This is a genomic window from Micromonospora sp. BQ32, assembly GCF_059358895.1.
Genome location: NZ_JCADBI010000004.1, coordinates 54,650 through 68,882, shown reverse-complemented (window position 1 = coordinate 68,882; position 14,233 = coordinate 54,650). Strand labels below are relative to the sequence as shown.

Sequence of the window (14,233 nt, the reverse complement as noted above, 5' to 3'; positions counted from 1 at the left end):
GAGTCCTTTCAGACGGTGCGAGGCAGAACGCTGGCTTCGAGCAGAGCGGCAATGCGGCGAGCATCGGAGGCGGAATGGCAGTCCAGGTCGGGGTACGTGCGCCGGCAGATGCCCGTCAGCACCCGGCCGGGCCCGACCTCGGCGAACGTGTTGACGCCGGAGTCGACGAGAGTGGCAAGGCTGTCCGTCCAGCGGACCGGCCCGGCCAACTGCCGGCACAGCGAGTCACGCGCCTCGGCTCCGGTGGTGACGAAGCCGCCGGTGGCGTTGGCCACCACCGGAATACGGGGATCGCGGAAGTCGACGGTGGCCAGCTCGGTGGCGAACTTCTCCTCCACCGGTGCCATCAGTGAGCAGTGGAACGGCGCGCCGACCCCGATCTTCTTGATCTTTCCGTCGGGGGGCAGCTCGGCCGTGGCCCGGCGCAGAAATTCCGCGACCGCCTCGGTCCTTCCAGACACGACGGTCTGCGTCGGCTCGTTGTAGTTGGCCACCTCGACCACCACACCGGAGGCTGCGGAGGCTTCCGCGCACAACCGCTCGACCACCGATGCGGTCAATCCCAGCGCGACCGCCATCGTGCCTGGGGTGGTCTCGTTGACCGCGGCCATGAGCTCGCCGCGGTGGCGGACCAGTCGCAGCGCGTCGGTCCACTCCAGAACACCAGCCGCGACCAACGCGGTGTACTCCCCCAGGCTGTGTCCGGCGACGGCCACCGGTTCGGGCATTCGCTCGGCGAGCACACGATATGCCGCGTAACTCGCCACGAATATCGCGGGCTGCGTGATCTCGGTACGGCGCAGCCGATCCTCGGGCCCGGTCCAGGCTATTTCCGAGAGCGGCAAGCCCAGCAGCTCATCTGCGGTTTCGAAGATTTCCGCGACGAGATCGGGACGTTGTACGTAGAGGTCTCTTCCCATACCGATACGCTGGGAACCTTGACCTGGGAACAAAAAACACCAACGGCGTTGCACGTCATTGTTCATCAGTCCAACCTAACGCGCGCAGACGAGTATTTCATATAAGGGGACAGCGGTCATCCGACCTATCGCGGGGCGCCAGTAGAACATCGTTACACAACGACTGTCAATGCGGCGGTCGACCGCGGACGAATTACGAAATGTTCACCTCTCAGTTCGACCGCGTACGCTCCTCGATTCGCCCCGCGAGGCGCAGCCACACCGCGCCCCGGTGCCGCGCCAGTCGTGCGACGGTCTCGAGGTGGTAGGGCGGCAGGCAAGCGACAGCCCGCTCACAGCCTTGCTCGTCGAAGGTCATCGTCGCGAGCCAGCGCAGCACCCACCGACCGCCAGCCGTCCGACGCACCGCCGGGTCGCTACGCAACCGCTGCATCATCACCTCTGCGGCCATCGCATCCGCCTCACCGAACTCGGGCTCTGCAACCACAGCGCCGGACAACGTCGCTCGCTGTCGGGCGGGCAGCGGATCCTTACCGCACCGCACCCGATTGCGCACGTCCTTAGCGGTAGTTAAGGAGATCCCGGCCTCGTCGGCAATCTGCCGCAGCGGCGCGTGCGGCCGCGACCGGATCAGTTCGGCCGCTCGCAGCCGACCCTCCACCAACGGGCGGCGGCTGATCGTTCCGTCACGGGCAACCCGGTCGGTCGGCTGCGGAATCTCCGCGGGCGACCGCCGCCGGATTGCCCCAACCGTCTTGTCGGAGACGCCAGTCACCGAGGCGATCGAGCGGTCGGACCACTCGGGATAGTCGTGGAGGATGCGGGTCGCCGCCGCTTTCCGCTCCGCCAGCGACAGTGGCAGACCATGTGTGACATTGAGCCGAACCGCGAGGACGAACGCCTCGCGGTCGCAACCGTCGAACAGCACTGCTGTGATCGTCCGCTGACCGCACAACAGCGCTGCCCGCACCCGATGAGCACCGTCAATTACACGCATGGTGCTGCGCTGCACCAGAATCGGCGGCAGCTCCGCCCCCGACTCGGCCAGCACACGCGCGTACGCCAGGTTCACACCACCGAATCGCAACGCCTCGACTCCGTGAAGATCCGCGATTGGCAGCTCAGCGATCGCAGCATCGGACCGGTCATGCCCGTGAACATCCGTCACATTCCGCTCGAGCAGCGCGGCACCACCAACCGAATACCGGCCTGACATCAGTTCTCCCCCGCAATCCGCCCGGACCTCCCACAGGAGGTTCGGATATGTCGTATCGGCTGTGCTGCAACAGGACTAACAAATGTCTGGATCGCCGATCGCAGGACCTACTGCGCCCTGCCAGTGGTCAGCCGCACGATCCGGCAACCCCCAAATCCGACCGGCCCGCCGCAGCACCTCGATCGCTGCGACGCCCCCGTACCCGGCGGATCGGGAGAGATGCCGTGGGTCGGCTCCCGCCAGTGCGTCTCGACCCTCGACGTGACCACACGCACGCTGACCCACTGGGTGTCTGACCAACGAGTCGATCCGTCAGGTGGAATTCATCGCTGTCCAATCCGTCCTCGACGTACGTGCTGTCTCGGACGTCTGGGTGGCCCGCCTGCCCCTATCCATCGCCGTGCACTTCGGAACTGGGCTCGGGGGTGACCGCCGAGTGCCCGGATACGCAGGCACAGGCGGCCGTTTCCACCAGAACGGCGTGGGCGAGGGCGAGACCGGCAGTGTGCGAAATGGAAATCTCTACCTGACCCGCGCCCCGCCTTCGCCAGACCGCCTCCACCTCGCCGTACAGGTGAACCCGCGGCTTACCCCACGGCTCGTTGACGATCTCGACATCCGTCCACCGCATCCGTGGACCTAGGCCGGTGCCGAGCGCCTTCAGGACCGCCTCCTTGGCGGCGAACCGGCCGGCGAGCCGCACGAACCGGTCTCGCCGGCCGGAGCAGGCGGCCAGTTCCCGTTCTGTGAACAGCTCACTGCTGGCGGCCGGCTGCTGCTTCAGCAATGTCTGTACGCGGTCCACCTCGACGAGATCGACACCGACCCGTACCCCCATGAAATCAGCCGACGAGCTCGGTGTTCCGGTCGAGCACCAGATCCACGAGATTGTCCGCAGTGAACAACCCCATGACCTCCTCCGCCGGCAGCTTCCCTCGCAGGTCCTCCACCGCGATCTGTGGCATGACCTTCTTCAGGTGGGCAAGCCCGACCTCGGAGACGACCCCCTCCGGCGTACCGAACTCCTCCTCAGGGATACCACCCTGGATGCGTTCGGCCAGGTCGCCGGCGGTGACCTTGATTCCGAGGCTGCGCTCCAGCCGGAAGAGGATGTCCAGGAGATCGATGGACTCCGCGCCGAGATCACCGAACAGTGTCGCCTCCGGCGTCACCTCCTCGGGCTCGACGCCAAGCGCGTCCACCATTGCCGCTTTGACGGCGCCCACAACAACATCGTGCGTGACAGCCACAATGGGTCCCTTCTCGTTGTCACCGAGCGGTCCTCGAAAGACCTCTCGCTTTTAAAGACCCGACGTGGCTCCGAGTTCGTACACCTCCACGCGAAAAATTTTTGTCCGGCTCTTGGAACTGCTCGACCCGTCCCACACCGCCACACATCAAAGCGCTGCGGGTTATCCTCGCCAATAACAGACCTAAGCCGGACAAGAGCAGCCGATCACTAACCAGGCCGACAACACGTCCAGCCACCTGCCGCAACCGGGTCCGTCGTTAAAAGGGTGTAACTCCGAACAAAGGGAGACACCGAGATGGGAAACGCGGCGCGCGTGAGGTTGGCGACTGCGACACCCCCAGGTCATCAAACGCCACCCGGGCGTGCAGTGGCGTCACCGCGGTGAAGATCGGCTTGACGTCGCGTTTCCCAATGTCAACCAGAACATTACGGATCAAGTGGAGCCGTGAGGAAATACCACATTGCTCCATGCTTCGGCGTCATTGGCGTGGTCCGCGGATTCCGAGAATTATTCACGACCGCTTGTGATGCGCCTAGAGGTGTTGTTGCCGCATCTGAAGAGCGGCAGCGACGGTTGGCGTTGGCGACCGCCGCCAGGTTGTTTGGCCCCGCCGACACCACCACCCGGGTGGTCACCGTGCGGGTCGGTTGGCCAGCCGTGGCCCGCCCCCACCACCACGGCGGGGAGTCGCTCGACCGCACCTGCGGCGAGGATCCACAACACCACCGGCAAACCCGGCGAACGTCAGTGGACACCGGCACTAGAAGCGGCGTCACCATCGCATGCGTTGGTGACGGCCCTGAGGAGGCCAACATTGCTCGGGTAGGTCGCCGAGAGGAATTCGCGTATGACGGGCTCACGGTCATAGTCATCGGCCAGGCGTAAGCCGAGGATGACGTTGGCCATCATGCCGGCGGCGAGGGTCTGACTGGCTTGTTCGGGTGTGAGCTTGCCGCGGTCGACGAGCACTCGGTAGACGCGAAGGAAACCGTCTCTGGCGAGTGGCCCGATCTCCGGATCGCTGCCGGCGGTGAAGGCGTGCGCGAGGCAGAGTTGCAAGCCCTGCTCCTTGAACAGGCGAAGGTAGGCGATACCGATACGCGGCGCGAGGTCGCCGGGTGCGTCGTCGTCGATCGTCTGCTCGAACACCTCGACCACCCTGTCGAGCGCGTGCTCGATCACGGCTCGTATGAGCGCGTCCTTGCTGCCGAACAGGGACACCACGTAGGGCTGGCTCACGGCGGCCTCGCGGGCGATGTCTGCCGTGGTGGTTGCGGCGAAGCCCTTACTGCCGAAGATCCGGATCGCCGCAGCGAGCACGGAAGCACGCCGCTGGGACGAGGAGACTCGTTTCTGGCCCATGGTTGACATGTTATCAATCAATCAATAATCTTCGCGGCGTGCGCTGCCGATCAGCCACCTCCGCGGGAGCACCGGCCATCGCGGCGACCGACTCCTGTCGTGCCTTCCCATGTGCGGTGTCACGTCGCGGATGCTGCGGCAGTGCTCGCCGATGTGGCTTGGCGCCGCGCAGGCCGCCACGACGAGAGGAGCGGGTATGGACGTGCTGATGTTCGCCACCGTCGCCGTGTTGGGGTTCACGGCGTGCGCCGAGTTCGGTTCATATGCTTTTGTGCATCCGGTGGTCAAGCGTCTGGCGCCGCGTGACCACATCCTGGTCGAACAGGGCCTGCTGCGTACCTTCGGCATTGTGATGCCGGTGGCGATGACGGCTTCGCTCGTGCTGGCTATCAGCTACGCGGCCCGCCCTGATGGGGCGGGGTTGCCCGAGGTGTTGCGCTGGGTAGCGGCCGCAGCCTGGGCCACGGGCATCGTCACGACCGTGGTCGTGAACGTGCCGATCAACCTGTCGACGCTGCGCTGGGACAAGGATTCCCCTCCCGAACGCTGGCAGGAGCGCCGCAACCGCTGGGAGTGGTTTCAGGGATACCGTTCGTGGGCCTATCTCGCGGCCTTCCTGCTCGTCGTTCTCTCGATCGCCACGGTCGACTGAGCCTGAGTGGGAGGAGTAGTGACCCTCCCCACGCTCCGCGGCTCCGTCGTTTTTGATTTGTCCCGCCTAGGTGATGAGACCGCGTGCAGGGCCTTGCCGACCTTGAAGGCGTCCTGCCGGTGGGGCTTGAGCCCGTGCCCGCGCCGCAGCGTGGCCATCCAGTGGCGGGAGACCCGCACACCCTCAATCCGTCCGATGCAGATGGTCATTTGCCGCGCCGCCCAGTGTGACAACCCGGTCTCGCTGAGCGGAGTCGTACTCATCAGCGTGCGGATCCGCGCGGGCAGCTGCTCACGAGGAGCGGCGTGCGAGGCATCGGTCAGGGCTGCCCAGCCAACGCGGCCACGTCCTTACGACGACGACGCCATAAACGGTGACGGCCTGGACGCAGCGGTCGGCGGATACGTCACCGATGTGCTCGCGGGACACCCGAACATCGGCCACACTCGCAACGACCCCCACCACCGCGCGGACTTTTTCGCCGTTCACGGCAGATTCTTTATCCGACTTTTCCGAACGTACCGCGTCCCTATCACTCTGTCCACACACTACAACTGTGTGTTACAGTGTCCATAACGGACGTAAGCCGGACAAGAGCAGGCGATCACGAGCCAGGCTGACAACACACACATCACTCGGAATCCCATGCACATGATCAGGAACCGTGGACAGCTAGGCGGTCGTCGGATCGTGGAATGCAGACAGCGGTTGATGTGGATCGATCAAGGATCCACACAATGCGGGCGGCCTGGCTAGGTGCATCGCCGGGTTTGACCGGTATGAAAGATCCGCGGACCGCCATACGGCGGGTCTGGGCAGGCGGATTCTTGCGGGGGCAAAGAAATTAACAAAACTGGTACGATCGGTTCAAGGCACGGGGGCCACGTCAGGCGCGGGGCATGAATATGTCATCGAGCCCGATCGGAATGCTTACACGGCCTTAGGAGGTAGGGCATGGTTCGGCGAGTGACGCCCGATGACCCACGTCCGGCAGCGGATGAGCAGCTCCTCGCAGACCTCCGACTCGCCCTCGGAGGCGGCGTGCGCGCAGCGGAGATCGACCTCGCCATCAAGGTCCAGCAGGTCGCGCCGCCTTGGCGTGGTGCCGGCACCACGCCCGACGTGGCCCCTGGGCCAAACGTCACTAGTGCCCTGACCACAAACGTTGGCCAGGTTGGGTGACACACCGGGCCGGGTCCGCTGCGTGGACCCGGGGACGGTCAAGGCCAAAACCACGTCGCACTGGGCCGCCACCTGCACCGATACCTACGCTGGCGCAACGCCAACGCTCGCCACCCCGACGTCCTGGCCGCTCAACGCTGCGAACGCGCACGCGTCCGCAGCGAACGACAACACCGCTGGGGCCACCCCGCAGCCAAGGCCGCCTAACCAACCCGGCGAAGGTTTGTGCTCAGGGCACTAGCACCGCGGGCTAGAGAGCGTCTCGACGAGGTGGCTCGGCGACCAAACGTCGTCCAGCGCCGGCTGTTGAGTTGCCGACACCCGGCGCTGGCAACCCGAAGCGGGGACAATCAGCCTCGGACGGATGCCGCCGTTTGCGGATGTCCCTCGCCGCAGGTGATGCAGAGGCTCGCGTCAGTTCTCGGCCCCCAAGTCTAGCGCTGGTACGCTCGTCCGCCCCCGAGACGCAAGCCGGGACCTGCTCGTCCACCGGGGACATCCGGCCGGCATCGACTTGATTCAGCGCCCTGCGAAGGTCGTTCAGGCACCGGGACCGCACCGGCCCGACCGACCCGGGAGCCAGGCCGAGTGACTGCGCGACCTGCGCGTAGCTGAACTCGTCCATCAGGAGCGCGAGCATGTGCTGACAACGAGGGGACAGCAGCTGGAATGCCTGCCGCAGCCGCTCCGCCCCTTCCCGGGAGAGGACCTCCTCCTCCGCCGAGGCCGCGCTACGCTGCCCGCGTTCAAGAACCACGACCTCGTCTGTCGGTGCCGGCAATCGCCTGCCACCCAGATGTCGTAGCACCTCGCGCCGAGCCACCATCGAAAGCCACTCGGCCAGTCGCTCCGGCTGACGCAATTGATCGAGCCGACGCCAGAGCCGCAGCCAGGTGGCCTGGCTGACATCCTCGCAGTCCGCCTGGCTCAGCCCATACGAGCGCGCGATCGCGCTGACCAACGGACCGAACCGGCGTACCAGAGTTGCCCAGGCAACCTCGTCCCCCCCTCGACATGTCAACACGAGCGACTCCGTTGTGGCCGACTTCTTCACGAGGCCCCCTACCGAAGGTGAAGAAATGCCCAATTGCGCCTCGGTGACACGTGGGACCATCCCGGAGATCCGTACCGGGCGACCACGTTCGACCGGGCATGCCTGCTGCACGATTCCTTTGCGCTTGGTCCGGGTGATGACATGATGAACTCAAATTATGTGAAGCAAATTAAGGACCCAGCATAGGAGAACGTTGATGATCTGTCAAAAAGTTATGGCCGTGGGTCGCATTTATTTACGTGCCCGTAAAGTGACCACGCGGGCGCGCACGCGCGACCGACGTGGCATAATTCCTTGCTCTCGCCGCGTCCATGTAGGCCCACCTGGGCATCGTCGTACGTCATTCGACCGGCGACGTGCCCGACCCGGAAATCTCAACTCTTCCGGTTGATCACCACATCGACGCCCCCGCTGGCGTTCGCCGAACCAGGACCGCCCGGCACCCCGTTCCCGGCGGGCGCCGGCTCTTGGCCCGGGCCGTCCGGAAGACCGTCGTGCTCCTTGATGCCGTACCGATCCCACCAGCCGGCGACGGGCGCCGGCAGCCACCACGCGGCACGTCCGAGAAGCCGCATCGTGGCCGGCACCAGCAGTCCCCGCACGATGGTGGCGTCCACCACGATGGCGATCACCAACCCGACACCGACCATCTTGATGAAGACGACTCCAGAGGTGGCGAACGCCCCCACGACCACCACCAGCAGGAGAGCCGCACTGGTGATGATGCCGGCCGTACGTTGGACGCCGACTGCGATGGACTCGATCGGGTCACCGGTGCGGTCCCACTGTTCCCGGATCCGCGACAGCAGGAAGACCTCATAGTCCATCGAGAGACCGAAGGCGATGGCCAGCATGAGGACAGGCATCGTCACGTCGACCATGCCGGTGGGTGTGAAGGCGAGCGGTCCGGCCAGGTTGCCATCTTGGAAGATCAGCACCAGCGCGCCGAAGGACGCGCTCAACGAGAGCAGGTTCATCACGACGGACTTGAGCGGCAGCAGCACCGAGCCGAACGCGATGAACAGCAGCACTAGCGAGGTCACCAGGACAAAGAGCCCCATCCAGGGCAACCGCTTGCCGACAGACGCGAGCAGATCGACCAGTTGGGCCGGACCACCGGTGAAGAGCACCTCGGTCCCCGACGGCGGGGGCACGGCACGCAGCGCGGCGAGCAGCTCCCGTGCCTGCTCGGACTGCGGGTCGAGTGCGTACCGGACGTCGATGCGCGACACGTCCTGCCCGGTGGCGACGAGTTGGGCGCCGTCCACCCCGGACACCGCGTCGAGCCGGCTGACGTAATCCTGGACAACGGCCTGCTGCTCGGCGCTCTGAGTCGCACCGTCCGACCGGATCACCGCGGCGCTGATCATTCGTGGCGGGCCGCCTGGGAACCGCTCGTCGAGCACCTCTGCCACGGTCCGGCTCTCCGACCCCACCGGAAGCACTCGCTCGTCCGCGTTACCCCACTCGACCCGCAGGAAGGGAGAGCCCAGGACCAACAGGAGGGCGACGATGCCGATGCTGGTCAGCACTGGACGGCGCATCACCCTGTGCACGAAGAGGTACCAGCCACGACCGGGATCCTTCGACGACGCCTCGGCCGACCTGCGCCGACGCGGCAACGGCACCCGCAGCGCGTTGATCCGATGCCCGACGACGGCCAGCACCGCCGGCAGCATCGTCATTGAGCCGACCAGCGCCAAGAGCACCGCCGCCACGCCCCCGAACCCCATCGAGCGTAGAAAGACCTGGGGGAAGAGGGTGAGACTGGCGAGCGAGATGGCGATGGTGAGGCCCGAGAAGAAGACGGTCCGCCCGGCCGTGTTCATGGTGCGTACGATCGCGTCGCTGACCGATCTGCTGATCGGCAGTTCCTCCCGGAAGCGGCTGACGATGAACAGCGCGTAGTCGATGGCGAAGCCGAGACCGAGCATCGTGACGATGTTGATAGAGAACGGCGACACGTCGAACCAGTAGGTGAGCACCCGCAGCAGGGTGAATGACCCCAGAATCACCAGGCCCCCGACGAGCAGCGGCACCAGCGCCGCGACCGCGCTGCGGAAGATCAGCACCAGCAACACAAGCAGCAGCGGGATGGAGATCGCTTCAGCGAAGAGGATGTCCTCGGCGACCTGGGCGCTGATGTCGCGTGACACCGCCGCTGGCCCGCCGAGCTGCACCGTCAAGCCGGGCGCGGCCAGGTCGTCTTCGATTTCCCGCAACGCCTCGCCACGGTCGGCCGCGTTCTCGCCGGCGAGTTGTATCGCCACGTACGTGGCGCCCCGGTCGGTCGAGACGAAAGCATCCTGGTTGGTGGACCAGTAGGACGTGGTCCGGGCGACCAGGTCGGCCGGCAGTGCGGCGATGACGCCATCCACTGCGGCGCGGAACGACGGATCGTCAACGGTTCGGCCCTCGCCGTCGTACAGCGCGATCACGTCGACCGTCTCGCGCCCCAGGGCCTGCTGGATGCGTTCCTGAGCGCGATAGGACTCGCTGGCCGGGTCGTCGAACCCGCCTTCGGCGTGCATGACACCGAACAGTCCGGTGCCCCAGACACCGGAAAATACTACAAATGCTAGGGAAAGTGCCAAGAACAACCAACGTCCGCGCACAGCGGCGCGACCCAGAACACCGAACACATCGACCCCCCGTGTTAACGCATCGGCGCAGCGTCGCCCCACCCATCGACGACCGTCCGGCCCATCGCCACTCTGGCATCTGGCACAGTGGAACGTCAAGACCTTCCCTTATGCTAGGTCGTCAGAGAGAAGGCTCCACCCAAATCAAAGATTTGCCCAGGCCGCTGGTGCCCGCGACGACACCGGGGCGGGCCAGATGAGCGGGCACCAGACCCGGTGCCGGCACCACCGCACGGGGCGCGACGGGCTGCCAACCCGGACACGGCCGGCACCACGACGCAGGAGGTCGGCTATGCCCAGCAAACCGTTAAACTCTACTGCCGCCTCGATGCTGGGTCTCCTGCACCAGGGGCCGATGACAGGCTGGGACCTCCTGAACGCCGCCGAGCGGTTGATCGGCAATTTCTGGTCGCTCACGCAGAGCCAGGTCTACCGCGAACTCGCCGCTATGGAGACGGCCGGGCTGATCACCGCCGGCACCCGCGGCCCCCGGGACCGCCGGCCCTACGAGCTGACCGATTCCGGCCGGGACGCCTTCGCCGAATGGGTCAACCGCGAACCGGGGAAGGAGAACATCCGCTTCCCACTGCTGCTCTCCATTGGATTCGGCCAGCACATCGACCCTGAACTACTAGCGCACTATGTCGCCGAGCACCGGGCCCGGCACGCCGAACGGCTAGCGAATTACGTGGATGTGATTCGGAATGCCGAGGAAAGCGGGCTCGTGCCCGACCTGTACCGGCGGGCGACCCTGCGCTTCGGCCTCATATACGAGCAAGCGGTACTGGAGTGGTTCGACAGCCTGCCGGCCGAGGTACGCGGCGAGAGTTGACCCGCGGCCGCCCGGTTCGCCGCCCAGCACGACCAGGACGAACAGAAGCGGATCCGATGACTGACGCACGCAGCCCCACCTCTTGGCGGTCGCGGGCGCTACAGGCGGTCGCCTCCCTCGCGGGCCTGGTCGTCGTACTGGGCGATGGTGCGCGAACCCGACCAGGCTGCCCGACCTTCATCTGCGTCGACCCTCGGCAGCGACGAAAGCCGACCGTGGCGATCTGACCGGGAGGTCAAGTTGCCGAAGATGTGCGGTCAGGTGCGCGGCGCCCCGTCCGCAGAAGCGTCGCTACGCCGAGCTGCGGGGAGCGGTGCCGCGGGGGCGCCGTCAGTGCGAGTCGTGCCCGCCGTAGCGACAGCCTTGGACTTGCGACGGTGGAGGGTGAAAGTCAAGGCCAGTACGACCAGCGCACCGACGATCAACCCGAGGATCGCGCTGGCCACCGTGTTGACGAGCCAGCCGACAAGCCCGCCGAGGACACCAGAGGCGTCGTGCGCGGCTTCCTCCACGTGGTGCACGGCCTGGTACAGAAGGTGCAGGCCCAGCTCGTCCGCGCCCACCAGCAGGATGTGTCCGCCCACCCACAGCATCGCGGCGGTGCCGACCACCGTCAGCACGGTGAGAACCACCGGCATCGCCCTCACCAGACCGCGACCGAACGTCGCGACGGCGCCGGAACGTTGCGACAGGCGCAGCCCGGCGTCGTCCATCTTTACGATCAGGGCCACCACGCCGTACACCAGGACGGTTATGACGACGGCGACGACAGCCAGAATCGCCAGGCGGGACCAGAACGCCTCATCGATCACCTCATTAAGGGTGATGACCATGATCTCCGCCGAGAGGATCAAATCGGTTCGTACCGCCCCGGACACCAGTGTCGTCTCGTCCTGCACCGTTTCCTCGCCCGCGCCGGAGGCATCGTGATGGGCGAACTTGGCCCACACCTTCTCCGCGCCTTCGTAACAGAGGTAGGCGCCGCCAAGCATGAGGATCGGAGTGAGCAGCCAGGGCACGAACTGACTGAGCAGCAGCACCGCCGGCAGGATGATGAAGAACTTGTTGCGCAGCGACCCCACGGCAATGCGCTTGATAATCGGCAACTCGCGCTCTGCCGCCAGGCTCCGCACGTACTGCGGCGTGACGGCAGCATCGTCGACGACGACGCCCGCAGCCTTGGCGCCGGCCTTCGCGGCGGCCGCCCCGATGTCATCGACCGACGCTGCAGCGGCACGGGCCAGCACCGCCACGTCATCCAGCAGGGCTACGAGTCCACCGGCCAAGGGAGGGTCCTTCCAGGGTTGCGCAGAGTTCGAACTGGCCCATTCTCGCTCAGGTCCCTGCGCGCGGCACGCCACCGCCCGGCCGTATATCGGGCGAGAGCTCGAGGTGAGCGACTATCGCGCTCGGCCGACGACCCGCCACCACCGCGCCCGGGTCATCACCTGGCGCCAGCTCAGGCCGAACCCGTCCGCCGCAGTCACGGAAGAAGCGGCCGCGGCCTCGGCGTTCGTTCACGCCGGAATTCAAGGCCAAGATCGTCGAGTTGTGTCAGCGCGGTGACCATACGCTTCGGCAGGTCAGCCGGGATTCGACCTGACCGAGACCGCGGTGCGTGACTGGGTCAAGCAGGCCGATCTCGACGCTGGCACCCGCACCGACGGGCTGACCAGTAGTGAACGAGACGAGCTCGCGCAGTTGGGGCGGGAGAACCGCCGGTTGCGCGAGGACGTGGACATCCTCAAGCGGGCGACGGCTTTCTTCGCGAAGGAGACCCGGTGAACGTGCATCCGTTCATCGAGGCGGAGCAAGCCGGCAAGCACAATGTCAAGCGTGCGTGTGAGCTGCTCGAGGTCTCCAGGTCCGCCTACTACCAGCGCAAATCCGGTGTCCAGTCCGTCCGCTGGCGCGTTGATGCCCAGCTCACCGAGAAGATCATCCAGGTTAATGCGGTGTCGAAGGGCACCTACGGGGCGCCGCGGATCCACGCCGACCTCGCCGACGCCGGTATGCGGCACGGCCGTAAACGCGTGGCCCGGCTGATGCGCGGCGCTAGCGGTGACAGCGCGGCTCGGCCTCGTCGACAAGCCGGACGCCACCACGGCAGCCTGGCCCTCTCGGCCAGCCGGCCGTGACATGGCCGACCCACTCGTCATGCTCGACCTCTACGCGTTCGCCCTGGCGTACCACGCCCACCCGGAGCTGGCGTGACGCGCAGGCCCCATGGCTCCAGCGGCCTCACGCGGATCAAGGGCGCTGGACCTGATCACGTCCGCCGGACCTGCGGCTCGACGGAATGCGCCGAAGGCCGTCGACGCCCTCGCTAGTCGCCGGCCAGCGGGTGAGGTTGACCAGTGAGGGCAGCCAGCGCGGCGGCGACGGCGTGCAGGTCGGCCTTGATGTAGGTGGTGGTAGCGGGTCCGCGGCGATCGGTGTGCCCGGCGTAGGCGCGGGCCACACCGTAGCCGAAGTGCCGTTCGACCCAGGTGAGGGTGGTGTGGCGCAGCCAATGGGTGGAGATGCCTTGGACGGCGACCCACGGCAACTGTCGGCCGATGCGTCTCCACATCAGGTCGTAGCGCCGATAGGTGGCGGGTTGGCCGTTGCGGTAGCGCAGCAGCGCATCAGTCGGTGCGACGGCGCCGCGGGCTCGGGCGTGGTCGTTCAGTCGCCCGGCGAACCGGGAACTCGGTCAGACATCGGTACATCAGCCCGCCGGTCGGCTGCGGGACGGCGGGGTGCAGCAACGTCCGGGCGTGCACGATGGTGGCGTTGATCGGCACCGGGTGCGTCGGCGCCGAGTACGGCTCGTGCAGGGCGAGAAAGTACACGTCCGGGGTGGGCACTCGACTCCTTCGTAGTTGGGCTACGGCCGCTGGCGAGAGGTCGCGGACCTGATGTATCCCAGTCGATGACCTAACGTGCATCCCAGTCGATGACCTAACGTGCATCCCACGGGCCGACCGTCCCTTGTGTATTGACCAAGGGGTCGGGAGCGGGCCTCGGCACGGCCGAGGAGCGGTGGACAGGAGGACAAGGCCGGCTCGCCAGACCTCCGGCCGGTGGCGGCGCTTCAGCGTCGGCGACACCACACGAGGGGATAGCGGAGGAGATCTG

At 66.3% G+C, this 14,233-nt stretch carries 14 protein-coding genes and 1 pseudogene; 5 read left to right on the top strand and 10 right to left on the bottom strand.

Annotation, left to right across the window (positions count from 1 at the left end; all coding sequences use genetic code 11):
* Positions 1-8: 8 nt before the first annotated feature.
* From fabD to AC5L30_RS09885, 5 genes are all read right to left on the bottom strand, one after another.
* Positions 9-986, bottom strand: a complete 978-nt coding sequence (gene fabD, locus AC5L30_RS09905; protein ID WP_494866651.1) for an ACP S-malonyltransferase — start codon at positions 984-986, stop codon at positions 9-11.
* A 145-nt stretch (positions 987-1,131) separates the two neighbouring features.
* Positions 1,132-2,136, bottom strand: a complete 1,005-nt coding sequence (locus tag AC5L30_RS09900) for a ParB/RepB/Spo0J family partition protein (protein WP_494866650.1) — start codon at positions 2,134-2,136, stop codon at positions 1,132-1,134.
* Between the two features lie 388 nt (positions 2,137-2,524).
* A complete protein-coding gene (gene acpS, locus AC5L30_RS09895) occupies positions 2,525-2,974 on the bottom strand; it encodes a holo-ACP synthase (protein WP_357252480.1) in 450 nt (149 codons plus the stop codon).
* 4 nt (positions 2,975-2,978) lie between these two features.
* Complete coding sequence (locus AC5L30_RS09890) at positions 2,979-3,386, bottom strand: acyl carrier protein (RefSeq protein ID WP_387198915.1); 408 nt, start codon at positions 3,384-3,386, stop codon at positions 2,979-2,981.
* 747 nt (positions 3,387-4,133) lie between these two features.
* Positions 4,134-4,751, bottom strand: a complete 618-nt coding sequence (locus tag AC5L30_RS09885) for a TetR/AcrR family transcriptional regulator (protein ID WP_494866648.1) — start codon at positions 4,749-4,751, stop codon at positions 4,134-4,136.
* Between the two features lie 196 nt (positions 4,752-4,947).
* On the opposite strand from AC5L30_RS09885, the gene AC5L30_RS09880 reads away from it, so the two are divergent.
* Together AC5L30_RS09880 and AC5L30_RS09875 are read left to right on the top strand one after the other, a co-directional pair.
* The gene (locus AC5L30_RS09880) at positions 4,948-5,403 is read left to right on the top strand and encodes an anthrone oxygenase family protein (RefSeq protein ID WP_357252489.1); all 456 of its coding nucleotides are present in this window, start codon (positions 4,948-4,950) and stop codon (positions 5,401-5,403) included.
* Between the two features lie 1,194 nt (positions 5,404-6,597).
* Positions 6,598-6,792, top strand: a pseudogene (locus AC5L30_RS09875) (IS630 family transposase); the annotation flags it as partial.
* A gap of 43 nt (positions 6,793-6,835) precedes the next feature.
* Here the strand turns inward: AC5L30_RS09875 and AC5L30_RS09870 are convergent.
* Positions 6,836-7,699, bottom strand: coding sequence for an RNA polymerase sigma factor (locus AC5L30_RS09870; protein ID WP_494866647.1), 864 nt, complete (start codon positions 7,697-7,699; stop codon positions 6,836-6,838).
* A 314-nt stretch (positions 7,700-8,013) separates the two neighbouring features.
* The gene (locus AC5L30_RS09865; RefSeq protein ID WP_494866645.1) at positions 8,014-10,281 is read right to left on the bottom strand and encodes an MMPL family transporter; all 2,268 of its coding nucleotides are present in this window, start codon (positions 10,279-10,281) and stop codon (positions 8,014-8,016) included.
* A gap of 292 nt (positions 10,282-10,573) precedes the next feature.
* Between AC5L30_RS09865 and AC5L30_RS09860 the strand changes: the two genes are divergently transcribed.
* A complete protein-coding gene (locus tag AC5L30_RS09860) occupies positions 10,574-11,113 on the top strand; it encodes a PadR family transcriptional regulator (RefSeq protein ID WP_494866644.1) in 540 nt (179 codons plus the stop codon).
* A 257-nt stretch (positions 11,114-11,370) separates the two neighbouring features.
* Here the strand turns inward: AC5L30_RS09860 and AC5L30_RS09855 are convergent, their stop codons facing one another.
* On the bottom strand, positions 11,371-12,399 hold the full coding sequence (locus AC5L30_RS09855; protein WP_494866642.1) for a DUF808 domain-containing protein: 1,029 nt from the start codon (positions 12,397-12,399) through the stop codon (positions 11,371-11,373).
* 328 nt (positions 12,400-12,727) lie between these two features.
* Between AC5L30_RS09855 and AC5L30_RS09850 the strand changes: the two genes are divergently transcribed.
* Together AC5L30_RS09850 and AC5L30_RS09845 are read left to right on the top strand one after the other, a co-directional pair.
* Complete coding sequence (locus AC5L30_RS09850; protein WP_494866641.1) at positions 12,728-12,898, top strand: transposase; 171 nt, start codon at positions 12,728-12,730, stop codon at positions 12,896-12,898.
* Positions 12,895-13,251, top strand: a complete 357-nt coding sequence (locus AC5L30_RS09845; RefSeq protein ID WP_494866640.1) for an IS3 family transposase — start codon at positions 12,895-12,897, stop codon at positions 13,249-13,251. Before AC5L30_RS09850 ends, AC5L30_RS09845 begins: the two co-directional genes overlap by 4 nt.
* Before the next feature lie 188 nt (positions 13,252-13,439).
* Here AC5L30_RS09845 and AC5L30_RS09840 read toward each other — a convergent pair whose 3' ends face one another.
* Positions 13,440-13,685 (bottom strand): hypothetical protein, encoded by a 246-nt coding sequence (locus tag AC5L30_RS09840; protein ID WP_494866638.1) that lies wholly within the window; start codon positions 13,683-13,685, stop codon positions 13,440-13,442.
* A gap of 55 nt (positions 13,686-13,740) precedes the next feature.
* Positions 13,741-13,962 carry a hypothetical protein gene (locus AC5L30_RS09835; RefSeq protein WP_494866637.1) on the bottom strand — a complete coding sequence of 74 codons (222 nt, stop codon included), beginning with the start codon at positions 13,960-13,962 and terminating at the stop codon, positions 13,741-13,743.
* Positions 13,963-14,233 lie beyond the last annotated feature (271 nt).